Source organism: Streptomyces griseoviridis, from assembly GCF_005222485.1.
In the GTDB taxonomy this organism is placed as follows: Bacteria; Actinomycetota; Actinomycetes; order Streptomycetales; family Streptomycetaceae; genus Streptomyces; species Streptomyces hintoniae.
On sequence record NZ_CP029078.1, the window covers coordinates 878,614 to 900,473 of the forward strand.

General features: G+C 72.3%; 24 protein-coding genes and 1 pseudogene. 11 read left to right on the forward strand and 14 right to left on the reverse strand.

What is annotated here, in order from left to right; genetic code table 11:
- From DDJ31_RS03675 to DDJ31_RS03685, 3 genes are all read right to left on the reverse strand, one after another.
- Positions 1-789 carry an electron transfer flavoprotein subunit beta/FixA family protein gene (locus DDJ31_RS03675; protein WP_127181733.1) on the reverse strand — a complete coding sequence of 263 codons (789 nt, stop codon included), beginning with the start codon at positions 787-789 and terminating at the stop codon, positions 1-3.
- 229 nt (positions 790-1,018) lie between these two features.
- Positions 1,019-1,528, reverse strand: coding sequence for a flavin reductase family protein (locus DDJ31_RS03680; RefSeq protein ID WP_127181732.1), 510 nt, complete (start codon positions 1,526-1,528; stop codon positions 1,019-1,021).
- Between the two features lie 208 nt (positions 1,529-1,736).
- The gene (locus DDJ31_RS03685; protein ID WP_127181731.1) at positions 1,737-2,150 is read right to left on the reverse strand and encodes a TlpA family protein disulfide reductase; all 414 of its coding nucleotides are present in this window, start codon (positions 2,148-2,150) and stop codon (positions 1,737-1,739) included.
- Between the two features lie 75 nt (positions 2,151-2,225).
- On the opposite strand from DDJ31_RS03685, the gene DDJ31_RS03690 reads away from it, so the two are divergent.
- Both DDJ31_RS03690 and DDJ31_RS03695 read left to right on the forward strand, forming a co-directional pair.
- Positions 2,226-2,642 (forward strand): DUF4395 domain-containing protein, encoded by a 417-nt coding sequence (locus DDJ31_RS03690; protein WP_127181730.1) that lies wholly within the window; start codon positions 2,226-2,228, stop codon positions 2,640-2,642.
- A gap of 203 nt (positions 2,643-2,845) precedes the next feature.
- Positions 2,846-3,574: a lysophospholipid acyltransferase family protein gene (locus tag DDJ31_RS03695; RefSeq protein WP_127181729.1), complete on the forward strand. Its 729-nt coding sequence runs from the start codon at positions 2,846-2,848 to the stop codon at positions 3,572-3,574.
- A 187-nt stretch (positions 3,575-3,761) separates the two neighbouring features.
- On the opposite strand, the gene DDJ31_RS03700 is transcribed toward DDJ31_RS03695, so the two are convergent.
- From DDJ31_RS03700 to DDJ31_RS03715, 4 genes and pseudogenes are all read right to left on the reverse strand, one after another.
- Complete coding sequence (locus DDJ31_RS03700; protein ID WP_127181728.1) at positions 3,762-4,355, reverse strand: transglutaminase domain-containing protein; 594 nt, start codon at positions 4,353-4,355, stop codon at positions 3,762-3,764.
- Between the two features lie 92 nt (positions 4,356-4,447).
- Positions 4,448-5,515: pseudogene (locus DDJ31_RS03705) on the reverse strand (threonine aldolase family protein); the annotation flags it as partial.
- Positions 5,512-6,258: an SDR family NAD(P)-dependent oxidoreductase gene (locus tag DDJ31_RS03710; protein WP_127181727.1), complete on the reverse strand. Its 747-nt coding sequence runs from the start codon at positions 6,256-6,258 to the stop codon at positions 5,512-5,514. The pseudogene DDJ31_RS03705 and the gene DDJ31_RS03710, both read right to left, overlap by 4 nt.
- Before the next feature lie 95 nt (positions 6,259-6,353).
- Positions 6,354-7,751, reverse strand: coding sequence for a DUF6421 family protein (locus DDJ31_RS03715; RefSeq protein ID WP_127181726.1), 1,398 nt, complete (start codon positions 7,749-7,751; stop codon positions 6,354-6,356).
- Between the two features lie 349 nt (positions 7,752-8,100).
- On the opposite strand from DDJ31_RS03715, the gene DDJ31_RS03720 reads away from it, so the two are divergent.
- Positions 8,101-8,784 carry a glycerophosphodiester phosphodiesterase gene (locus DDJ31_RS03720; protein ID WP_127181725.1) on the forward strand — a complete coding sequence of 228 codons (684 nt, stop codon included), beginning with the start codon at positions 8,101-8,103 and terminating at the stop codon, positions 8,782-8,784.
- Positions 8,785-8,787: 3 nt separating this feature from the next.
- Here DDJ31_RS03720 and DDJ31_RS03725 read toward each other — a convergent pair whose 3' ends face one another.
- Complete coding sequence (locus DDJ31_RS03725; RefSeq protein ID WP_127181724.1) at positions 8,788-9,330, reverse strand: GNAT family N-acetyltransferase; 543 nt, start codon at positions 9,328-9,330, stop codon at positions 8,788-8,790.
- A gap of 74 nt (positions 9,331-9,404) precedes the next feature.
- On the opposite strand from DDJ31_RS03725, the gene DDJ31_RS03730 reads away from it, so the two are divergent.
- Positions 9,405-9,806, forward strand: a complete 402-nt coding sequence (locus DDJ31_RS03730) for a VOC family protein (RefSeq protein WP_127181723.1) — start codon at positions 9,405-9,407, stop codon at positions 9,804-9,806.
- A 42-nt stretch (positions 9,807-9,848) separates the two neighbouring features.
- Here the strand turns inward: DDJ31_RS03730 and DDJ31_RS03735 are convergent, their stop codons facing one another.
- Both DDJ31_RS03735 and DDJ31_RS03740 read right to left on the reverse strand, forming a co-directional pair.
- Complete coding sequence (locus DDJ31_RS03735; protein WP_127181722.1) at positions 9,849-10,391, reverse strand: MarR family winged helix-turn-helix transcriptional regulator; 543 nt, start codon at positions 10,389-10,391, stop codon at positions 9,849-9,851.
- Complete coding sequence (locus tag DDJ31_RS03740) at positions 10,388-12,064, reverse strand: FUSC family protein (RefSeq protein ID WP_127181721.1); 1,677 nt, start codon at positions 12,062-12,064, stop codon at positions 10,388-10,390. The genes DDJ31_RS03735 and DDJ31_RS03740 overlap by 4 nt, the downstream gene beginning before the upstream one ends.
- 154 nt (positions 12,065-12,218) lie before the next feature.
- Between DDJ31_RS03740 and DDJ31_RS03745 the strand changes: the two genes are divergently transcribed.
- The 3 genes from DDJ31_RS03745 (at position 12,219) to DDJ31_RS03755 (ending at position 14,623) form a co-directional block, all read left to right on the forward strand.
- Positions 12,219-12,761, forward strand: a complete 543-nt coding sequence (locus DDJ31_RS03745) for a DUF5134 domain-containing protein (protein ID WP_127181720.1) — start codon at positions 12,219-12,221, stop codon at positions 12,759-12,761.
- 120 nt (positions 12,762-12,881) lie between these two features.
- Positions 12,882-13,817 (forward strand): M56 family metallopeptidase, encoded by a 936-nt coding sequence (locus tag DDJ31_RS03750; protein ID WP_127181719.1) that lies wholly within the window; start codon positions 12,882-12,884, stop codon positions 13,815-13,817.
- 80 nt (positions 13,818-13,897) lie between these two features.
- Entirely contained in the window at positions 13,898-14,623 is a 726-nt protein-coding gene (locus tag DDJ31_RS03755; protein WP_127181718.1) for a phosphatase PAP2 family protein, read from the forward strand.
- On the opposite strand, the gene DDJ31_RS03760 is transcribed toward DDJ31_RS03755, so the two are convergent.
- On the reverse strand, positions 14,586-14,834 hold the full coding sequence (locus DDJ31_RS03760; RefSeq protein WP_127181717.1) for a DUF2630 family protein: 249 nt from the start codon (positions 14,832-14,834) through the stop codon (positions 14,586-14,588). The two genes, DDJ31_RS03755 and DDJ31_RS03760, sit on opposite strands and share 38 nt — an antisense overlap.
- 241 nt (positions 14,835-15,075) lie before the next feature.
- Here DDJ31_RS03760 and DDJ31_RS03765 point away from each other — a divergent pair, with 241 nt between their 5' ends.
- Positions 15,076-15,831 (forward strand): TetR/AcrR family transcriptional regulator, encoded by a 756-nt coding sequence (locus tag DDJ31_RS03765; RefSeq protein WP_127181716.1) that lies wholly within the window; start codon positions 15,076-15,078, stop codon positions 15,829-15,831.
- Here the strand turns inward: DDJ31_RS03765 and DDJ31_RS03770 are convergent.
- Entirely contained in the window at positions 15,819-17,321 is a 1,503-nt protein-coding gene (locus DDJ31_RS03770) for an LVIVD repeat-containing protein (RefSeq protein WP_127182970.1), read from the reverse strand. The genes DDJ31_RS03765 and DDJ31_RS03770 overlap by 13 nt on opposite strands.
- A gap of 189 nt (positions 17,322-17,510) precedes the next feature.
- Between DDJ31_RS03770 and DDJ31_RS03775 the strand changes: the two genes are divergently transcribed.
- On the forward strand, positions 17,511-18,164 hold the full coding sequence (locus tag DDJ31_RS03775; protein WP_127181715.1) for a DUF305 domain-containing protein: 654 nt from the start codon (positions 17,511-17,513) through the stop codon (positions 18,162-18,164).
- A gap of 62 nt (positions 18,165-18,226) precedes the next feature.
- On the opposite strand, the gene DDJ31_RS03780 is transcribed toward DDJ31_RS03775, so the two are convergent.
- Positions 18,227-18,676, reverse strand: coding sequence for a DUF6214 family protein (locus DDJ31_RS03780; protein ID WP_253302951.1), 450 nt, complete (start codon positions 18,674-18,676; stop codon positions 18,227-18,229).
- Positions 18,677-18,959: 283 nt separating this feature from the next.
- Between DDJ31_RS03780 and DDJ31_RS03785 the strand changes: the two genes are divergently transcribed.
- Positions 18,960-20,345 carry a nucleobase:cation symporter-2 family protein gene (locus DDJ31_RS03785; RefSeq protein ID WP_127181713.1) on the forward strand — a complete coding sequence of 462 codons (1,386 nt, stop codon included), beginning with the start codon at positions 18,960-18,962 and terminating at the stop codon, positions 20,343-20,345.
- On the opposite strand, the gene DDJ31_RS03790 is transcribed toward DDJ31_RS03785, so the two are convergent.
- The gene (locus DDJ31_RS03790) at positions 20,268-20,618 is read right to left on the reverse strand and encodes an ArsR/SmtB family transcription factor (protein ID WP_240678295.1); all 351 of its coding nucleotides are present in this window, start codon (positions 20,616-20,618) and stop codon (positions 20,268-20,270) included. The genes DDJ31_RS03785 and DDJ31_RS03790 overlap by 78 nt on opposite strands.
- Positions 20,619-20,780: 162 nt before the next feature.
- On the opposite strand from DDJ31_RS03790, the gene DDJ31_RS03795 reads away from it, so the two are divergent.
- Positions 20,781-21,860: an NADH:flavin oxidoreductase/NADH oxidase gene (locus tag DDJ31_RS03795; RefSeq protein WP_127181711.1), complete on the forward strand. Its 1,080-nt coding sequence runs from the start codon at positions 20,781-20,783 to the stop codon at positions 21,858-21,860.

Here is a 21,860-nt window from a genome sequence, read left to right on the forward strand (position 1 = left end):
TCAGACGAACTTCTGGCCCGCGAGGAACTCGGCGAGCTGCTTGCCGCCCTCGCCCTCGTCCTTGACGATCGTGCCCGCGGTGCGGGCCGGGCGCTCGTCCGCCGTGTCGACCTTGGTCCAGGAGCCGTCGAGGCCGACCTCGTCGGCGTCGATCTCCAGGTCCGAGAGGTCCCACGCCTGGACCGGCTTCTTCTTCGCCGCCATGATCCCCTTGAAGGAGGGGTAACGGGCCTCGCCCGACTGGTCGGTGACCGACACGACGGCGGGCAGCGCGGCCTCCAGCTGCTCGGAGGCGGCGTCGCCGTCGCGGCGGCCCTTGACCGTGCCGTTCTCGACGGAGACCTCGGACAGCAGGGTGACCTGCGGGACGCCGAGGCGCTCGGCGAGCAGCGCGGGGACGACGCCCGCGGTGCCGTCGGTGGAGGCCATGCCGGAGATCACCAGGTCGTAGCCGGCCTTCTCGATCGCCTTGGCGAGCACCAGCGAGGTGCCGATGACGTCGGTGCCGTGGAGGTCGTCGTCCTCGACGTGGACCGCCTTGTCGGCGCCCATGGAGAGCGCCTTGCGCAGGGCGTCCTTGGCGTCCTCGGGGCCGACCGTCAGGACGGTGACCTCGACGTCGTCGTCGGAGTTCTCCGAGATCTGGAGGGCCTGCTCCACCGCGTACTCGTCCAGCTCGGAGAGCAGACCGTCCACGTCGTCCCGGTCCACGGTCAGGTCATCGGCGAAGTGCCGGTCGCCAGTGGCGTCGGGCACGTACTTCACAGTGACAACGATCCTCAAGCTCACGCCGGCTCTCCTACTGCATCGTCATTTTCGGCTGCCTCTTGAAGGCAGCATAGGTGCCTCAAGCGGCCCGTCCCGGTCGGGGCGACCTGTGCTCCGACCGCAATATTACTCGTCAGTACACCCAGTTCGTTCCCGCTGAGCAAGCGCTTTGAACTGTGACCTTTGCAACGCAGCGTAATCGGAACTCGACCGGTGTGCAGCACCGGGGACGGGTCACCCGTACCGGCTGTCAGTCGCGCAGGCCGTGGAAGCCGCCCTGGTGGTACAGGAGCGGACGGCCGGGGCCCGTGGCGTCGCCCGCCAGCACCTGGGCCAGCACGATGCGGTGGTCCCCGGCCGGCACCCGCGCGACGATCCGGCACGCCAGCCAGGCCCGCACGCCGGCCAGCACCGGTACGCCCTCGGGGCCCTCGTGCCAGCGGGTGGGCGCGCCGAAGCGGTCGGCGCCGCTGCGCGCGAAGGTGGCCGCCAGTTCGCTCTGGTGTTCGCCGAGCAGGTGCACGGCTATGTGGTCGGTGTCGGCGACCGCGGGCCAGCTGGAGGCGCCGGTACCGATCCCGAAGGAGAGCATGGGGGGTTCGGCGGAGACGGAGGTGAGGGAGGTGGCGGTGAAACCGACCGGACCCGAGCCGCCGCGCGCGGTGATCACGGCGACCCCCGCCGCGTGCCGCCGGAAGACGGAGCGCAGCAGGTCGGGCGAGGCGAGCTGAACGGTCTCGAGGTCGGGGGATGCCGTCATGGAGCTGTCCTTCCGCGAAGGGGTGCGTACCGGGCCGTGGTCGCTCAGTGGCCCGGACAGCGCGCGCTCGCGGTGCGCCCGAGGTCGACGTGCGTCCGCCCGTGCAGCAGGAGTTCCGGTGGCATACGGTCAGGTTGACGATAGGTGGCAGGTGCAGTCAAGTGCGTCCCGGCATCCGGGAGACGGCCCGCCACGGCGCCCGGAGACGTCACACCGCCTCCCCCAGCGCGGCGATGACATCGGCCCGGCGCGGCTGCCCGGTGGCGCGGCGGACCACCCGGCCGTCGGCGTCGAGGACCAGGACCGTCGGCGTCTTGAGGATGCCGAGGGCGCGAACGAGGTCGAGGTGGTCCTCGGCGTCGATCTCGACGTGCGTCACCCCCGGGACCATGCCGGCCACCTCGCCCAGGACCCGCCGGGTCGCCCGGCAGGGGGCGCAGAAGGCGCTGGAGAACTGCACCAGCGTGGCCCGCTCGCCCAGCGCCTCGCCCAACTCGGCGGCGCCCAGCCGTTTTCCCTCGTCCCGTCCGCGCACCCGCACCCTCCCGCTCCGTCGTCGCCACACGGCTCCGCCCGCGCCCGCCAGCGCGAGCACCGCCAGGCACACCCACAGTCCTGTCACACCGGTCCCCAGCGTTCACGAGACCGCAAAGATTCCCGGTCCCGCGCATCCTTTCGGATGCGGAATGCTTGATCCATGGACATCGATGTACGAGGCCCCCGGTTCGGCGCGGCCGTGACGACCGTCGTCCTGGCGGCCGTGCTGATCACCGGCAGCGCCTGGCTGCTGGCCTGGCAGACCCTGGCGTTCGCGCTGGGCGCGGCAGGCGGGGTGGCCCGCTCGCCGTACGGGGTGCTGTTCCGCGCCGCGATACGGCCGAGGCTCGGGCCGCCGCGCGCGTTCGAGCCGCCCGAGCCGCCGCGGTTCGCCCAGGCCGTCGGGCTCGGCTTCGCGCTGCTCGGTCTGATCGGGTACGCGGTGGGTCCTGAGTGGCTCGGGACGGCGGCCACCGGGCTCGCCCTCGCGGCGGCCTTCCTGAACTCCGCGTTCGGCTTCTGCCTGGGGTGCGAGATGTATCTGCTGCTGCGCCGGGCGACCGCGGGAGCGGGGTAAAGAGGCTGGTGGAGAAGGATCAGGGGCATATCGGCGACCCGAGGGCGCGGACGTGACGAGGATCTCGTGACCGGTGGGCACTTGGACTGGCTACCCGGACGTTCTTCGGGCACGATCTGCGAGATGCCGTAAACCTACGGCTCCGTAACTTCCCGCCGGGAGCTCCCCTTTCCCGGGCTGAGCACGAAGGGCCCACCCCGTCCATGGCAGAGCTTGTCTACCGTCCCGTCATCGGATTCGCCCGCACGTTGTTCAAGACGTGGGACCTGAAGATCGACTGCCAGGGATCGGAGAACATTCCGCGCTCGGGCGGCGCCGTGCTGGTGAGCAATCACATCAGCTACCTGGACTTCATCTTCAGCGGCCTGGCGGCGCTCCCGCAGAAACGTCTCGTTCGCTTCATGGCGAAGGAGTCCGTCTTCCGGCACCGTATCTCGGGCCCGCTGATGCGCGGGATGAAGCACATCCCGGTCGACCGCGACCAGGGTGAGGCCGCCTACGCGCACGCGCTGGCCTCGCTGCGTTCGGGCGAGATCGTCGGGGTGTTCCCCGAGGCGACGATCTCGCCGTCGTTCACCCTCAAGAGCTTCAAGTCGGGTGCCGCGCGGCTGGCCCAGGAGGCGGGCGTGCCGCTGGTCCCGATGGCCGTGTGGGGGACGCAGCGGCTGTGGACCAAGGGCCACCCGCGCAACTTCAAGCGCAGCCACACCCCGATCACCATCCGGGTCGGGGAGGCGATCGAGGCGTCCAAGGACAAGTACGCGGGTGCCCTCACCCGGCAGGTGCGCGAGCGGGTGCAGGAGCTGCTCGAGGCCGCGCAGCGCGCCTATCCGGTCCGCCCGAAGGACGCGAACGACACCTGGTGGATGCCGGCCCACCTCGGCGGCACCGCGCCCACCCCGGAAGAGGTGCGGGCGGCCGAGGCACGCTGACCCGGCCCACCCGGCAGGAATCACAGCCCCGGCGCACGCGGCTCGACGCGCGCACCGGGGCTGCACTGCGCCAGGAGCGCGGCCCGTTCGGCGCCCGCCGCCGCGATGTCGGCGACCGGCGTCGCGGCGGCCCCTCCGACGGGAGCTTCCGGACCAGGCGTCGAGGAGGACCGCGCTCTCCTCGGTGTCAGAGCGCGGTCGGGAGGGTCGCCCACAGGTGCGGCCGGTCGGGCGCCGCCTTGAGCGCGCCGAGCACGGCCGGGTGCGGCGCGGCGTACAGGTCCGGGTGGTCCACCTCGCCGCGCTCCGGGTCCGGGACCCAGGCGAGGTGTTCGCCGTCGAGGGAGAACCGCGCGGCCACGCCCGGCTTGTTGCCGCGCGGGTCCTGGCGGTGCCAGGCGCCGTGGAAGCGGACGGCGACCAGGCCGTGGACGACGTGGCACTGGCCGTCGTCGTGGCGGAGCCGTTGGTAGCAGAGCGCGGTGGGGATGTCCTCGGCGCGCAGCAGGGCGGCGAGGGCGTGTGCCTTGGCGTGGCAGATGCCGGTGCCGAGGGCCAGCACGTCGGAGGCGCGCCAGGTGACGCGGAGGTCGCCGGAGTCCTGGGAGTGCGGGACGGTGTCGCGGACGAACTCGTAGGCGGCCTGTGCATAGGCATACGAGTCGGTGACGTCGGCGGCCAGCCGGAGCGCGGTCCGTCTGACCACCGGATGGTGGTGGTCGATGGCCTCGTCAGCGGCCAGATAGGCGGACAGGTCGGGGGTTCTCTGGATCAGCTCCATGCCCGCAGAGCATAGGAAAGCGATCACCCGAGCGTCAATGACTTTTCAGGTGACCGCATACCTATGCACGACGGTCCGCCGGTGGTCCGCCAGCGGGCCATCTCCTCCTTGACCGACGCCACGAACGCGTCGACGTCGTCCTCGGCGGTGTCGAACGCGCACATCCAGCGCACCACGCCCGCCGTCTCGTCCCAGAAGTAGAAGCGGAACCGCTTCTGCAGGCGCAGGCTCACCTCGTGCGGGAGCCTGGCGAAGACGCCGTTGGCCTGGACCGGGTAGAGGATCTCGACGCCGTCCACGGCGCGGACGCCCTCGGCGAGCCGCTGGGCCATCTCGTTGGCGTGCCGGGCGTTGCGCAGCCAGAGGTCCTTGGCGAGCAGGGCCTCCAACTGCACCGAGACGAAACGCATCTTGGAGGCGAGCTGCATGGACAGCTTGCGCAGATGCTTCATGTGGCGGACCGCGTCCGGGTCGATCACCACGACCGCCTCACCGAAGACCGCGCCGTTCTTGGTGCCGCCGAGGGAGAGCAGGTCGACGCCGACGGCGTTGGTGAACGTCCGCATCGGGACGTCGAGGGAGGCGGCGGCGTTGGCGATCCGGGAGCCGTCCAGGTGGACGCGCATGCCGAGGGCGTGGGCGTGGTCGCAGAGGGCGCGGATCTCGTCCGGCGTGTAGAGGGTGCCGAGTTCGGTGCTCTGGGTGATCGAGACGACCTGCGGCATCGCCCGGTGCTCGTCGTCGAAACCCCAGGCCTGCTGGTCGATCAGCTCGGGGGTGAGCTTGCCGTCCGGGGTGGGCACGGTGAGCAGTTTGAGGCCGCCCATGCGCTCGGGGGCGCCGCCCTCGTCGACATGGATGTGGGCGCTGTCCGCGCAGATCACCGCGCCCCAGCGGTCGGTGACCGCCTGGAGCGCGACGACGTTGGCGCCGGTGCCGTTGAAGACCGGGAAGGCCTCGGCGGTGGCGCCGAAGTGGCTGCGGATCACGCCCTGGAGGTGCTCGGTGTAGTCGTCCTCGCCGTAGGCGACCTGGTGGCCGCCGTTGGCGAGGGCGAGCGCGGCGAGGATCTCCGGGTGCGCTCCCGCGTAGTTGTCGCTGGCGAAGCCGCGGACCTCGGGGTCGTGGTGGCGACGGGCGTCGGTCCTGGGCGGGTTCACGGCCGGTCGGTCAGCCACAGACGGTTTCCGTTCACTTCGGCGGCGGGCTTGTCCCAGACGTCGACGATGGCCTCGGCGAGGTCCTTGACGTCGGTGAAGCCGGAGAACTTGGCGTTCGGGCGGTCGGCGCGCATCGCGTCGTGCACCAGCGCCTTCACCACCAGGATGGTCGCGGCGGAGGTGGGCCCCTCGTCGCCGCCCGCCTTGCGGAAGAAGTCGCCCATGGCGAGCGTCCACGCCTCGGCGGCGGCCTTGGCGGCCGCGTAGGCGGCGTTGCCCGCGGTGGGCTTGCTGGCGCCTGCGGCGCTGATCAGGACGTACCGGCCGCGGTCGCTGCGCTGGAGCGCCTCGTGGAAGGCGAGGGAGGTGTGCTGCACGGTGCGGATGAGCAGCAGTTCGAGGAAGTCCCAGTCGTCCAGGACGGTCTTGGTGAACGTCTCGCTGCCGCGCCAGCCGCCGACGAGGTGCACCAGGCCGTCGACGCTGCCGAACTCCTCGGCGATGTGCGCGGCCCACTCCCGGGTGGAGCCCAGGTCGAGCAGGTCGACGGGTTCTCCGATGACGTTGGCGCCGCCGCCCGCGTACCGGGCCGCGTCGACGGCCTCGGCGAGCCGCTCCGGGTCGTTGTCGGCGGCGACGACCGTCGCGCCCGCCTCCGCGAGCCGGACCAGTGTCGCCCGGCCCGCGGCTCCGCCCGCGCCGGCCACCGCGATCACCGCACCGCTGAGAGCCCCGTTCCCCATGTTCCTCGCCTCCTGAGCAGTGTGCGCCGTGGCCTCGGTCGTCCGCCCGAGGGGCGCCCCGGCCGGTGTCGGCCCGTTCCCTGTGGTGCGGTCGCTCACGCGGCGATCCGCGAGTCGCTCTCCGCGGTGATGCCCCGGGTCGAGGCGATCACGTTCTTCAGCTTCTTGGAGAGTGCCTCATAGAACATGCTCAGCGGAAACTCGTCCGGAAGCACGTCGTCCACCAGCTTGCGCGGCGGCAGGTCGAGATCCAGGGCGTCGGGGCCCTTGGCCCAGCGGGAGCCGGGGTGCGGCGAGAGGTAGCCGGCGACCAGCTCGTACCCAGCGAACCAGTGGACCAGCTTCGGGCGGTCGATGCCGTCGCGGTAGAGCTTCTCGATCTCGGCGCAGAGCTGGTTGGTGACCTGCGGGGCGCGCTGCCAGTCGAAGTGCAGGGTGTTGTCGGTCCAGCGGACGACGTCGTGCCGGTGCAGGTACGCGAAGAGCAACTGGCCGCCGAGGCCGTCGTAGTTGCGCACCCGCTCGCCGGTGACGGGGAAGCGGAACATGCGGTCGAAGAGGATCGCGTGCTGGACGTCACGGGCCTGCGGGACGCCGTCGTCGGCCAGCTTCACGGCCTCCCTGAAGGCGGTGAGGTCGCAGCGCAGCTCCTCCAGGCCGTACATCCAGAACGGCTGGCGCTGCTTGATCATGAACGGGTCGAAGGGCAGGTCGCCGTGGCTGTGGGTGCGGTCGTGGACCATGTCCCACAGGACGAACGCCTCCTCGCAGCGCTTCTGGTCGTGGACCATGGCGGCGACGTCCTCGGGCAGGTCGATGCCGAGGATCTTGACGGCGGCCTCGGTGACCCGGCGGAAGCGGGCGGCCTCGCGGTCGCAGAAGATGCCACCCCAGGAGAATCGTTCCGGCGCCTCACGGACGGCGATGGTCTCCGGGAAGAGGACGGCGGAGTTGGTGTCGTACCCGGCCGTGAAGTCCTCGAAGGTGATCCCGCAGAACATCGGGTTGTCGTAGCGGGTCCGCTCCAGCTCCGCCAGCCACTGGGGCCAGACCATCCGCAGCACGACCGCCTCCAGATTGCGGTCCGGGTTGCCGTTCTGCGTGTACATCGGGAAGACGACCAGGTGCTGGAGGCCGTCCTCCCGGTGGGCGGCGGGCTGGAAGGCCAGCAGCGAGTCGAGGAAGTCCGGCACCTGGAAACCGCCGTCGGACCAGGCGCGCAGGTCGGCGGCGAGGGCCCGGTGGTAGTCGGCGTCGTGCGGGAGCAGCGGGGACAGCTCCGCGACGGCCGCGACGACCGTCTCTACGGCCTCGGCGGCGTCCGCGCGCGTGGGGGCGCCCTCGGCGTCGAAATCGATGGAACCGTCCTTGGACTGCCATGGCCTGATCCGCTCCACGGCCTCCTTGAGCACGGGCCAGGCCGGATGTTCGACCGCCCTGGTCACCGGAGGAATCTGCTCCTCAGCGCCCACCCGCACAAGAATTTCCGTCATGTCCCACCCTCCACAGGAGAAGCTCGCGTAAGAAGACCGTATACATATGGCCTTTCACCCAGCAAGAGGCACCTCGGGAAAATATCCTGCGCGGCCCCACTTCTCACCGTACTTTTTCCTGCCGGAAACCCCGATGGCCGACGGATGGACCCGTCGCGCCTACCCCGCCCGGGGAGGCGCGAAACAGGCCACTGATCGACACGCGCCTGGGTAGGGAACCGGACGAGGCGGAACCGGCACGTGCGGGTCCATCGCGGGGCGCGGCCGTTAGGCTGCGGCTCTGCCCGCGCGGCCGTCCGCCCCGGTGCGCGCGAGCGCCGAGCCGCCGTCGACGGAAGAGGGTCGAACCTTGAACTTCCTTACCATCGGTCACCGCGGGGTCATGGGTGTCGAACCCGAGAACACCCTCCGTTCGTTCGTCGCCGCCCAGCACGCCGGCCTCGACGTCATCGAACTCGATCTGCATCTGAGCAAGGACGGCGCCCTCGTCGTCATGCACGACACGGACGTGGACCGCACCACCGACGGCACAGGACCGATCGCCGAGAAGACCCTCGCCGAGCTGCGCGCGCTGGACGCGGGCCGGGGCGAGCGGGTGCCGGTCTTCGAGGAGGTCCTCGACGCGGTGCCGACGCCGATCCAGGCCGAGATCAAGGACGTGGCGGCGGCCCGCGCGCTGGCCGAGGTGATCCGCGAGCGCGATCTCACCTCCCGCGTCGAGGTGTCGTCGTTCCACGACGAGGCGGTCGCCGAGGTCGCCCGGCTGCTGCCCGGCGCCCGCACCGCGCTGATCGCCAGCCGCTACGGCAACGACATCGTGGAGCGGGCCGTGGAGGCCGGGGCCGCGACCGTCTGCCTGAACCTCAGACGGCTGACGCTGGAGACCGTGGAGCGGGCGCGCAAGGCGGATCTGCGGATCATCGGCTGGGTGGTGAACACGCAGGAGCAGCTGCGGCTGGTGCGGGCCCTGGGCCTGGACGGCGCGACCACCGACTACCCGGAGATCAAGCGCACCGGCCGCTTCACCGCGTGAGCGTCAGCCCAGTTCCTTGATCAGCAGCTCGAACCGCAGGTCGTCGCGGAGCGGGATGCCGAAGCGCTCGTCGCCGTACGGGAACGGGGTCGTCCGTCCCGTGCGGCGGTAGCCGCGGCGCTCGTACCAGGCGATGAGGTCGTCGCGGACGGAGATCACGGTCATGTGCATCTCCCGCGCGCCCCAGCTCTCCCGTGCGGCACGCTCCGCCTCGGCGATGATGATCTTGCCGAGCCCGGCGCCCTGGAGCGCGGGGCTGACCGCGAACATCCCGAAGTAGGCGTGGTCACCGCGGTGTTCGAGCTGGCAGCAGGCGACCCGGCGGCCGTCCCGCTCGACGACGAGCAGCCGGCTGTCGGGCGACTCGATCACCGCGAGCACGCCCTGCGGGTCGGTGCGCTGCCCCTGGAGGAGGTCCGCCTCGGTGGTCCACCCGGCCCGGCTCGAGTCCCCCCGGTACGCCGACTCGATCAGCGCCACGAGGGCGTCCACGTCGGCGTCCGTGGCGTCGCGGAAGGTCAGCGCGGTGGTGGCGGCCGTGTCCATGGTGCGGGTCTCCGATCGGGGCTGCGGCGCGGGCACCGCCGAGATTAGCGCGCCCCTCGGTAGGCTCCGAAGGCATGGTGCATGTACTCAGCGGCAGGATCCTGCTCCGTCCCGTGGACCCCGAGCGGTCCAGGGACTTCTACGGCGGGCGGCTCGGGCTCGCGGTGGCCCGCGAGTTCGGCACGGGGCCCGAGCGCGGCACGGTGTACTTCCTCGGGGGCGGCTTCCTGGAGCTGTCGGGGCGCTCCGACACCCCGGCGTCCCGGGATTCCTCCTCGGCGCGGCTGTGGCTCCAGGTCGAGGACGTCGCGGCGGCGCACGAGGAGCTGACGGCGAAGGGCGTCGAGATCGCCCGCCCGCCGGTCAGGGAGCCGTGGGGGCTGATCGAGATGTGGATCACCGACCCGGACGGCACGCCGATCGTGCTGGTGGAGATCCCGCCGGAACACCCGCTCCGGTTCCGGCCGGGCATCTGACGGCCGCTCACGACGCCGTGTCCCAAGGGGCGTTGACGTCCCTCAGACCCGCAGCGCGCCCAGGCGTCCCTCCAGGCGGCCCAGCAACTCACCGAGCAGACCCGCCAGTTCGTCACGCCCCTCGGGGGCGAGCACGGACAGGACGGCTTTCTCGTAGGCGAGTTGCTCGGGGAGGATGCCGTCGACGAGGTCGCGCCCTTCGTCGGTGAGGCGGAGGTGGGCCACCCGGCGGTCGCGGGTGTCGCCGCGCCGCTCGACGAGTCCGCGGGCGGTGAGCTGCTTGAGGCGCTTGGTGACGGCGGCCCCCGAGGAGAAGGTCTCGCGGGCCAGCTCGCCTGGGGTCAGTTCGTGCCCGGTGCGGCGCAGCGCGCCCAGCAGGTCGAACTCGGGCCGGCTGAGCCCGGCCCGGCGCAGCGGCGCGTCCTCGGCCTGCTGGAGGAGGGCGGCGCAGCGGTTGACCCGGCCGATGATCTCCATGGGGGCGGTGTCGAGTCCCGGATGGACGGTCCGCCACTGCCGAACGACCGCGGAGACGGTGTCGTCCACGCCGGCTGCGGTCGCGGTCTCGTGGCGGGGTGCCGTCATGGTCGTACGCCTTCCGTCTCCGTGCGGTCGCCCGGCAGCCGTCCCCGGCGCCGGGTCGTCGCGGCGAGCGTACGGTGTCCGGCCTGTTCGGCGCGCATCACCCGTTCCTGGGGCAGGGCGCGCTGCCACCATTCGCCGGACGCGGCGTCGGCGGTGGCCCGCAGTTCGACCAGGGCGGCGGCGAGCGAGCGGCGGGCGGACTCCAGGGCGGCGGGCTCGGGTTCCGGCCCGGCGAGCAGCCGGGCGGTGTGCTCACGGAGGCGTTCGACGGCGGCCAGGGCGTCCTCGACGCGGTCCCCCGCCCGCCGGTTGGTGACGGCGACGGCGGCGAGGAAGCCGACCAGGGCGCCGACCAGGGTGTCCACGACGCGTTCGGTGATGAGGGTGCCGGGTTCCTGGACGCCGACGAACTCGGTGATGAGCAGCGCCATGGGGGTGACGCAGACGCTGCCGAGCCAGTAGTTGCGGGTGATGAGCGCCTCGGCGCCGAAGTTGAAGGCGAGGCAGCAGAGCACGAGGGCGGCGGGTCCGAGGTGGGCGAGCGGGGCGACGGCGGCGAAGACCAGGACGCCGGCGAGGTTGCCGACGACGCGCTGGACGCCCCGGCTCCAGGTGAGGGCGACGTTGGCCTGGTAGAGGGAGGCGGCGGTGACCAGGGCCCAGTAGGGGCGGCCGATCCCGAGGGCGAGCGAGAGGTAGCCAGCCAGGGCACAGCCGACCGCGGTGCGGACGGCGAGCGGCGTGAGGGGGGCCAGGCGGTGGCGCAACGAGGGGCGCGGTGAGGCGAGTTCGACCTCGACGCCGAGGAGTTCGTCGCCGTCCTCCGGGGTGTCGGTGCGGGGCACGGGGCCGCGCGCGACGAGGTCACCGGCCCAGCCGCGCAGGCGGCCCGGGTCGGTGTCGGCGGGGGCGGCGAGGGCGACCTCGGCGCGTACGACGAGGCGTTCGAGCGCGCGCCGGGTGCGGGCGGCGCGGGGGCCGGTGGCGAGCAGGGACTGCCAGGCGGCCTGGACGGCGGCCGCGGCGGCGGCGCGGGTCCTGGCGCGGGCGTGGGTGTCGTCGGCGGGGGTGCCGGCGTACGCGGCGGCGGCGTTCAGGGCCTGGGCGGTGGCGCGGCGCTCGGGTCCGTGCGGGCGCACCAGCCAGGGGGCCATGCCGACCAGCCAGGCCCAGGCGCCGGCCGCGACGGCGAGCGCGAGGTGGCCGGGGATCTGGCCGAGGGTCTGCGGGGCGAAGAGGGCGGCGGAGCTGATGAAGGTGAGGACGACGTTGCCGGGCGGGCCGATGCGGGTGGCGTCGCAGAGCGCCTTCTGGGCCGCCGCGAGCAGGGCGCCGACGGTGACCAGGACGACCGCCGAGCCGGTGAGGGAGGCGGTGAGCAGGGCGACGGCGAGTCCGCCGACCATGCCGAGCACCACCAGGGCCAGTACCCGGGCGCGGGCCGCGTAGGGGCGGTTGTGGGCGTAGAGGGCGCAGAGCGATCCGGCCATCGTGTACATGGCGAGGTCGAGGCGGCCGAGGGCGAGCAGGGTGAGGTTGGGCGGTGCGACCGAGGCCACGGCGCTGAGGGCGGGCTTGAACCAGATGTCCGACGGTCGGCCTGGGCGGAGCACCCCGGCGAGCGGGAGGCGGCGGGCGCGGGTGGGTCCGGGGGCGGGGGTCGGGGTGCTCATACCGATCAGATTAACAGGTGTTTTACCCGTAAACGATTCTCGTCACGTGCCGTGCCGCCCCGCACGCTCCCCGTGTACACCCTTGCGCTCGCGTGCGCGCCGCGTGCCGTGGGCATCGACCGACTGTCCGACACCGTCGAACGGGGAGGTGCGTGTGCACGGACCGGCTTCGCCCGGGTGGCTGCTGGTCGCGCTGTGCGCGGCCCTGGGGGCGTACTGCCTGCTGCGGATGCGCAGCGGCGTCGAGGAACAGCGCCGAACGGCCGGGACGGAGGCGCTGATGGGGTTCGGGATGGCCGCGATGGCTGTGCCGGCCACGGCGTTCAGCCCGCCGTCGTGGGCCTGGCCGCTCTACGCGGCCGTCTTCGGGGCCGCCGCGCTGCGCGCCCTGTGGGCGGCCCGCCGCGGCGCACACCATCTGCACCATCTGGTCGGCGACGCGGCCATGGTCTACATGGCGGTCGCGATGACGCTCTCCCCCGGCCGTCACGCCGGGCACGGCGGCACCCTCGGAGTCCCGGCGCTGACCGGGGTGTTGCTGCTCTACTTCGTCGGGTACGTGCTGCTGTCCGGTGCGCGGCTGGTGCCGGCGGCGGCGGGCTCGGGGGCCGTCGGATGGGGCGACCGGCCGGAGTTGGCGCGCGCCTGCCGGCTGTCGATGGGCATCGCGATGGTGGCGATGCTGCTGGCGATGTGACCGCGTCCGGGACACGGCGGGCGGTATGCCGGCCGGGGCGCGGCGCGCGGCACCGTTGCCTGCGTCACTTTGGCGGAAGAGGGCATGTGCGGGGCGGCGGCCCGCTCATAGGGTGAGCCCATGATGGTCCCCGCAGCACTGTTGCTGCTCGGCGCCCTGACCGCCGTCGTCGCCCCGCGGCTGCTCGCGCGCGCCGACTGGCCCGACCGCGAACCGGTGGTCGCCCTCTGGGTGTGGCAGTGCGTGGTGGCGGCCGTCCTGGTGTGCTGCGCGCTGTCGATGACGCTCAGCGCGGCGGCGGCCTGGCAGGCGGTGCGCGGCCAGGTGTTCGCGTCCGCCCCGCACGGCGTCATGGAGGCGTACCCGCTCGTCACCGCGGGCCCCTGGGCCGCGACGACGGCGGTGACGCTCGCCTGCGCGGGCGGGTGGAGCGTGGCCATGCTGGTGCGCGAGGTGCTGCGGGCGCGGTCCCGCAGGCGCCGGCGCCGGGCCGAACTCCTGCTGCGAGCGCCGCTGTTGCCCGGTGAGCGGCCCGCGCACGGCAGGCTGGTGGTGCTGGAGGGCGAGCGGGCCGACGCGTGGTGGCTGTCGGGCGCGACGCCCGGACTCGTCGTCACCACCGGCGCGTTGCGCCGGCTCGGCGACCGTCGGCTGGACGCCGTCCTCGCGCACGAGAAGGGGCACGCGCGGGCCAGGCACGACTGGCTGCTGCACTGTTCGTCCGCGCTGGCCGACGGGTTCCCGCAGGTGCCGGTGTTCGCCGCGTTCCGCGACGAGATGCACCGGCTGGTCGAACTCGCCGCGGACGACATGGCCTCGCGCCGCCACGGGCGCCTCACCACGGCCCTCGCGCTGGTCGAACTCAACGAGGAGCGCGGGGTGTTCGGCTCCGCGCCGGCCGGCCAGGCGCAGGTGCCGCAGCGCGTCCACCGGCTGCTGAGCGCGCCCGACCGCCTCACCCCGACCCGCCGTCTGGGGCTGACGGCGACGGCGGCGCTGGTCCCGGTGGTGCCGGTCCTGGTGGCGTTCGTACCGGGGCTGCGGGCGCTGGGATAGCCGTCCCGCCCGTCCGGGTCCCCAGGGGCGGCCCGGGGGGGCATTGGCGTCCCGGCCACCGGTTCGGGGAGGATCGACCCATGCATCCGCACCTCGTCGACTCCCCGCCCCGCCCGCCAGGCCACCGGAGCGCGACCCGGGCGGCGGCCGTCCTCGCCGCCCTCTCCGGGCTGCTGCTCGCCCTGGTCGCCGCCGGATGGCGGCCGCTCATGGAGTTCGACGAGGACGTCGCGGACGCGGCCCACCGCCGGGCGGTCGCCGAGCCCGGCGTCACCCGCGCCGCGCGGATCCTCAGCGACTGGGCGTGGGACCCGTGGACGATGCGGCTGCTGTGCGCGGTGGTCGTGGTGCTGCTGGCCGTGCGGTACGCGGACCGCTGGACGGCGGTGTGGCTGGCCGGCGTCTGCGCGCTGGGCAGCCTGCTGCAACAGGGCCTCAAGGCCGCCGTGGACCGGCCGCGCCCGGTCTGGCCCGACCCGGTCGACACGGCCCACTTCGCCGCCTACCCGTCGGGGCACGCGATGACCGCCACGGTCGTCTGCGGGCTGCTGCTGTGGCTGCTGCGCCGCCGCGGCACCACGCCCGCGAAGTGGCGGACGGCGCTGGCGGCCGGGGTGGTCTCGGTGGTGGGCGTCGGTCTGACCCGGGTGTGGCTGGGGGTGCACTGGCCTTCGGACGTGGTGGGGGGCTGGCTGCTCGGGGCGACGGTGGTGGCCGCGGCGGTCGCGGTGCACCGGCGCGCGCACCCGGCGCGGGCTGCGGGGCGGGTCAGCCCCGATACCCCTCCACCTGCGACGACGGCCTGACCTGGGCTTCGTCCGGGTTCTCGCCGAACTCGCTCTTGGCCCGCCGTCTGCGCAGCAGGTCCCAGCACTGGTCGAGCTCGCGCTCCAGCTGACCGAGCTGCCGCTGTTCCGACACGTCGTCGATCTCGCCGGCGGCGAGGGCCTGCCGCAGCCGGTGCTCGTCCGCGACCATCTCCGTGATCCTGGCCAGGATCCGCTGGTCCTGTTCCATGGCGCACGCCTCCTCGGGTGGCACTCGTGCCCACTCTAGAGACGGTCGGGCGGCCGTGCGACAGGTGCGCGCGGGCGTCCCCGCGGGCCCCGGGAGGGCGCCGGGGCAGGGTCCGCCGGCCGCCTGAGACGATCCCCCGTGTCGCCCCAGACGGACGGCGGCCTGACCAGGCCGTTCCGGGTCCTGGTCGGGCTGCGCTGAGTATGGTTGGCTGCCAACCAGTCAACGCAGGAGTTACAGCATGTCCCCGCGCAGCGCATCGGTCAATGAAGAGTTGCGGAGACGTTCCCGGGAACGGCTCCTGATGGCCGCCGTCGAGGTGGTCGGAGAGCGCGGGTACGACGCCACGACCCTCGCCGACATCGCCGACCGGGCCGGGTCGGCGCGAGGGCTGGTCTCGTACTACTTCCCGGGCAAGCGGCAGCTCGTGCAGTCGGCCGTGCACCGGCTGATGCACCGCACGCTGGAGGAGGCCCTGGAGCGGGAGCCGCGCACCGAGGACGGGCGGGAGCGGATGGCGCGGGCCATCGACGCGATCCTGGGGCTGGCGAGGGACCGGCCGGTCCTGATGCGCCAGCACATGGCGGGGCTGCTCCAGGCCGAGGGGTTCGTGCAGTGCCCGGAGCAGAAGCGGCTGGCCGACCTGTTACGGGACACGGTGACCCGGCACGGCTCCGAGCACCCCGACACCGACTATCCGATGATGCGCTCGCTGCTGATGGGCTCGGTGTACGCCATGGTGCTGCCCAACGTGCCGATGCCGATCACGGCGCTGCGCACCGAGCTGTTCGCGCGCTACCGCCTCGACTGGCGGATGGGGCTCCCGCCGGACGCGGGTGAGGCGTCCGGCGGGAGCGGGGCGGCGGACCCGGACCTGTCACGGTTCTTCGCGACCGGCGACCCCGCGTCCGGCCGGCCCGGGGGGACCGGACGGGCGGAGGGGACGGGACGGCCCGAGCGGACCGGACCGGCCCAGGACGGCCGTCAGTCGAAGTAGTCCGGCTGCGTCTGGACGTTCAGCTCGCCCAGGCGCACCCGCGCCGCCGGGTCGGTGCGGCGGTCGCTGAGCTTCAGGACGTCGAAGCCCTTGGCGATGTCGTTCGAGTAGATGTAGCCGTTGTAGTAGTAGGCCGACCACGATCCACCGACGTCGAGGGTCTGCGTGGAGAGCGGGCCGCGCTCGAAGTACGCGATCTCCTTGGGCTTCGTCGAGTCGGTGAAGTCCCAGACGGAGACGCCTCCTTGGTACCAGGCCTGGACCATGAGGTCCTTGCCCTTGACCGGGATCAGCGAGCCGTTGTGGGCGACGCAGTTCTCGGTGTCGGCCTGGTGGCGGGGGATCTTGTAGTAGCTGCGGAAGACGAGCTTGCGCTTGTCGCCCTTGCCGACGATGTCGTAGATGCCGTCGGCGCCCCGGTTCGGGCCCACGGCCGCGTTGCAGGTGGCCGCGCCGCCGCCGCCCAACTCGTCGGTGAAGACGACCTTGTCGGCCTTCTGGTTGAAGGTCGCCGAGTGCCAGAACGCGAAGTTGACGTTGTCCTGGACCTGGTCGATGACCTTCGGGTGCTCCGGGTCCTTGATGGACATCAGGATGCCGTCACCCATGCAGGCGCCGGCCGCGAGGTCCTCGTCCGGCAGGACGGTGATGTCGTGGCAGCCGGTGGTCTTGGAGACGCCCGGGTTGGTGGGGGCGCCGGGGTTGCCGCCGCCGTCGGGGCCCACGCCGGGGAACAGCACGGGGAAGCCGACGACGGCCGCCTTCTCCGGGTGGCTGCGCGGCACCTTGACGATCGAGATGCCGTCGTGCGGCGGCTGGCAGTCCGGGTAGGACGCGCTCGGCGAGTACGAGGAGACGTAGAGGTAGACGTTCTTGCGCTTGGGCACCAGCGAGTGCGTGTGGGAGCCGCAGGCGGTCTCGACGGCGGCGACGTAGCGCGGGTTGCGCTTGTCGCTGATGTCGAAGACCTTCATGCCCTCCCACGACGACTTCTCGGTCGCGGGCTGCGTGGTGCTGTTGCAACTGCTGTCGCTGCGCGAGGAGTCGGTGGACAGGAACAGCAGGTCGCCGGAGACGGAGATGTCGTTCTGCGAACCGGGGCAGAGGACCTGCGCGACCGTCTTCGGGGCCTTCGGGTTGCTGATGTCGAAGACGCGGAAGCCGTCGTAGTTGCCGGCGAAGGCGTACTTGCCCTGGAAGGCGAGGTCCGAATTGGTGCCGGCCAGCGCGTCCTTGGGGATGTTGGTGAGGTGCTTGATGTTGGGCGAGTGGACGATCTCGTCCTGGCCGGGTATCTCGCCGCCCGCGATGGCTTCGGCGGCCTGCGCCCTGGCGCTCTTGGACACCTCCTTGCCGGTGGCCGGGGCGTCCCCTGGGTCGGGGGTGGCGGCCGCCGGGACGGCCGTCAGCAACGCCGCCAGGAGTCCGGCGGCCACGGTGGCAACTCCCGCGCGTCTGTGCCGCTTTCGGGAAACGTTCAACAGGATCACTGCTTCCTCCCTGGTGCCGTTCACGTCGGAACGGTGCACGCACCCCGCAGTATCGTCTTGACCATGCACATATCAACAGAGGGCAACGAACTCGTAATGAAGGTTTTTGATCACGCACAAACACAAGCGTGCTAGGACGGTCATCAGCACTCACGAGGTGTCCCCACCCGCCTGCCACAGGAGGTCGCCGTGCCGCTTCGCCGGACCCCCCGCACATTCCTCGCCGCCCTCGCGCTGACCGCGCCCGTCCTGCTCGGAGTGACCGGGTGCGACGCGGACCCCGCGGCCAAGTCGCCTGCGCCGAGCGGGCCTTCGGTGCTGGTGCCGGGCGCGCCCGGTGAGGAGAACCGCACCCTGTCGGCGGCGGACGCGAACAAGCAGCGCGCCGAGGACGACTCCCCCAACACGGCCGACGTCGCCTACGCCCGCATGATGATCCAGCACCATGGCCAGGCCCTGGACATGACCGAACTCGTCGCGGACCGCGCCGAGTCGACGAAGGTCAAGCGGCTCGCGGAGCGGATCGCGGCCTCGCAGGGGCCGGAGATCGGCGCGATGCGGGGCTGGCTCGAGTCGTACGGCAAGAGCGAGCGGGGCACCGGCCACGACCACGCCGCGATGCCGGGGATGGCCACCGAGGCCCAGCTGAAGAAGTTGCGCGCGGCCCGCGGCTCGGCGTTCGACCAGCTGTTCCTGACCCTGATGATCACTCACCACGAGGGCGCGCTCAGCATGGCGACGGACGTGAAGGCGCAGGGCAACAACATCCGCGTCGAGGAGATGGCGGACGACACGATCGCCCAGCAGACGAGCGAGATCACCCGCATGCGGGACATGCTCTGACGGCCCAGGCGGCGCGCGCCCCAGCCCCCTGCTCCGCGTCCGCGCCGGCCCGACTCCCCTGCTCAGTACCTCACATGACGTGGTGTCAGGTATCCGGCGTCCCGGGCCCGCGCGATCATCCGCAGGGCCTCGCGGCGGCTGTGGCCGGTGGCGCCCATGACCGCGAGGACCGGATCGACGCCCGCCGCCTGGGCCGCCCGGTACTCCCGGGCGACCTGGCGCTGCCCCTCGGGGCCGCGCGGGCGGCCCTGCCGGGCCCTGCGGGCCCCCGCCGCGCCGTCCACCCCGGCGCCGAGGCCGCACGCCTCCGTCAGCGGCTCCTCGATCCAGTCGGCGAGCACCGCGAGGTCGTCGAGGCAGAGCGCGGGCCTCGCCTGGACGTCCTCGACGCAGACACCGCCCTCGCCCACCACGGCCAGCGCCTCGACATGGGCGCCGTCCGGGAACGCCAGCCGGACGGTGTACCAGGAAGTGGCGGTCTCGTCCTCCCGCACTTCCCACGCGGGCCGCACGGACGCCGTGCAGTCCGTCGGACAACGATCGGAAAGATTAAGAAAGGATGCTTCTAGCACATACGCAACGTAACCGCATGATCACATTCCATACGAACGGACACGCGCGCCCGCCGCCACCCGCACCCCACCGGCCGAGCGCCGGCCCGGCGGGACCGGCCCGGCCGGCGTCCGGGTGGGCATGACACGCGTCGGCAACACGGTCGCAATCAACAAACTGTTTAACGGTCCTACCGTCGGGTGCTGTTCGGATGCCATCCCCCGCCGCCGTCCAGGAGTCCCCATGATTACTGCCACCTCCGCACATCCCGCCGACGAGGTGCCACCGGCACGCCAGTTGGCCGCCTTCGGGCTCCAGCACGTCCTGGCGATGTACGCGGGCGCCGTCGCCGTTCCGTTGATCGTGGGCGGGGCGATGAAGCTGTCGCCGGCCGATCTCGCCTATCTCATCACCGCCGACCTGCTGGTGTGCGGGATCGCGACGCTCATCCAGTGCGTCGGGTTCTGGCGGTTCGGGGTGCGGCTGCCGATCATGCAGGGCTGCACCTTCGCGGCGGTGTCGCCGATGGTGCTCATCGGCACGACCGGCGGCGGGCTGCCGGCGATCTACGGCTCGGTGATCGTCGCGGGGCTGGCGATCGTGCTGCTCGCACCGGTCTTCGGCAGACTGCTGCGGTTCTTCCCGCCGCTGGTGACCGGCACGGTGATCCTGATCATCGGCGTCTCGCTGCTGCCGGTCGCCGGCAACTGGGCCGCGGGCGGCGCGGGCGCCGAGGACTTCGGGGCGCCGAAGAACCTGGCGCTGGCCGCGTTCGTGCTCGCAGTGGTGCTCGGTGTGCAGCGGTTCGCGCCCGCCTTCCTCGGCCGGATCGCCGTGCTGATCGGCATCACGGTGGGTCTCGCGGTGGCGGTCCCGTTCGGGTTCACCGACTTCGGCGGGGTCGGGGACGCCGACTGGCTGGGCGTCAGCACGCCGTTCCACTTCGGGGCGCCCGTCTTCCAGGCGTCGGCGATCATCTCGATGCTGGTCGTCGCGCTGGTGACGATGACCGAGACGACCGGCGACCTGATCGCGGTGGGCGAGATGACCGGGCGCGAGGTGGAGCCGCGGTCGCTCTCCGACGGGCTGCGGGCCGACGGCCTGTCGACCGTGCTGGGCGGCGTCTTCAACACCTTCCCCTACACGGCGTACGCGCAGAACGTCGGGCTGGTCGGGATGACCCGGGTGCGCAGCCGCTGGGTGGTGGCCGCGGCCGGCGGCATGCTGGTGCTGCTCGGGCTGCTGCCCAAGCTGGGCGCGGTGGTCGCGGCGATACCCGCGCCCGTGCTGGGCGGTGCGGGCCTCGTGATGTTCGGATCGGTCGCGGCGAGCGGCCTGCGCACGCTCGCCCGGGTCGACTTCAAGGGCAACGACAATCTGACCGTGGTCGCGGTGTCGGTGGCCGTGGGCATGCTGCCGGTCGGGGTGCCGACGGTGTACGAGAAGTTCCCCGACTGGTTCCAGACGGTCATGAACAGCGGCATCAGCGCGGGCTGCCTCACCGCGATCGCGCTGAACCTGCTGTTCAACCACCTTCCGGGCAGGGCCCGTTCACTCTCCGAGCCGCAGGGCCTGCCGGTCGGCGGCATCGAGAAGGGCGTCGAGCAGCCCCGGGAAGAGGTCGTCTAGCGCCTCCCTGCGCAGCGCGCTCAGCTTCGCCGTGCCGCGGTAGACCTGCCGGACCACGCCGGATTCGCGCAGCACCCGGAAGTGGTGGGTGCTGGTGGACTTGGTGACCGGAAGGTCGAAGTGCGAACAGGCCAACTCGCCTCCGTCGGAAGCGAGTTCGGACACGATCCGCAGGCGCACCGGGTCGGAGAGGGCGTGCAGCACCCCTTCCAGGCGGATCTCCGCCAGGGCCGGATGCGGAAGCTCGCGGCTGGGCGCGGCGGCACTGGTCACGGTCACTCCTCTGCGGGCTCGGTCCGCACCCCCGCGCGGGGGTGCGCGGCCCGGTCGCGGACCCACTGACGATTGTACGAGACCCATCGTAGTTTGACATCTCACGTACTACGATGCCTATCGTACGAGTGACCCCCGGTCCCGTGATGAATGGAGTCCGCCGTGAGCGCGCTCTTCGAGCCTTTCACCCTGCGTGGAGTGACCGTCCCCAACCGTGTCTGGATGCCGCCGATGTGCCAGTACTCGGCGGCGCCCGAGGGCCCGGAGACCGGCGCCCCGAACGACTGGCACTTCGCGCACTACGCCGCCCGCGCCGCCGGCGGCACCGGACTGATCATCGTCGAGGCCAGCGCCGTCTCGCCCGAGGGCCGGATCTCCCCGTACGACCTGGGCATCTGGAACGACACCCAGGTCGAGGCGTTCCGCCGGATCACCCGGTTCCTGGTCTCGCAGGGCACGGTGCCCGGCATCCAGCTCGCCCACGGCGGGCGCAAGTCGTCCACCGACCGGCCCTGGAAGGGCGGCGCGCCGGTCGGCCCCGAGGCCCACGGCTGGCAGCCGGTCGCGCCGAGCGCCATCGCCTTCGACGAACGGCACCCGGTTCCGACCGAGTTGACGGTCGATCAGATCAAGGAGATCGTCGGGCAGTTCGTCGACGCGGCCCGGCGCGCGCTGGCCGCGGGGTTCGAGGTCGCGGAGATCCACGGCGCCCACGGCTATCTGATCAACGAGTTCCTCTCCCCGCACTCCAACCACCGCACCGACGCCTACGGCGGCTCCTGGGAGAACCGCACCCGGTTCGCGCTCGAGGTCGTCGACGCGGTACGGGAGGTGTGGCCCGACGACAAGCCGCTGTTCTTCCGGATCTCGGCGAGCGACTGGCTGGACGACGCGGGCTGGACCCCGGACGACACCGTCCGCTTCGCCGCCGAACTGCACGCCCACGGCGTCGACCTGCTCGACGTGTCGACCGGCGGCAACGCCTCCGGCGTCCGCATCCCGGTCGGGCCCGGCTACCAGGTGCCGTTCGCGGCCCGGGTGAAGGCCGAGACGCCGATGCCGGTCGCGGCCGTCGGCCTGATCACCGAGCCCGAGCAGGCCGCGAAGATCCTGGGCAACGGCGAGGCCGACGCCGTCCTGCTCGGCCGTGAGCTGCTGCGGGACCCGTCCTGGGCCAGGCGCGCGGCCCGCGGGCTGGGCGCGGAGGTGCACGTTCCCGACCAGTACCACCGGTCGGTCTGA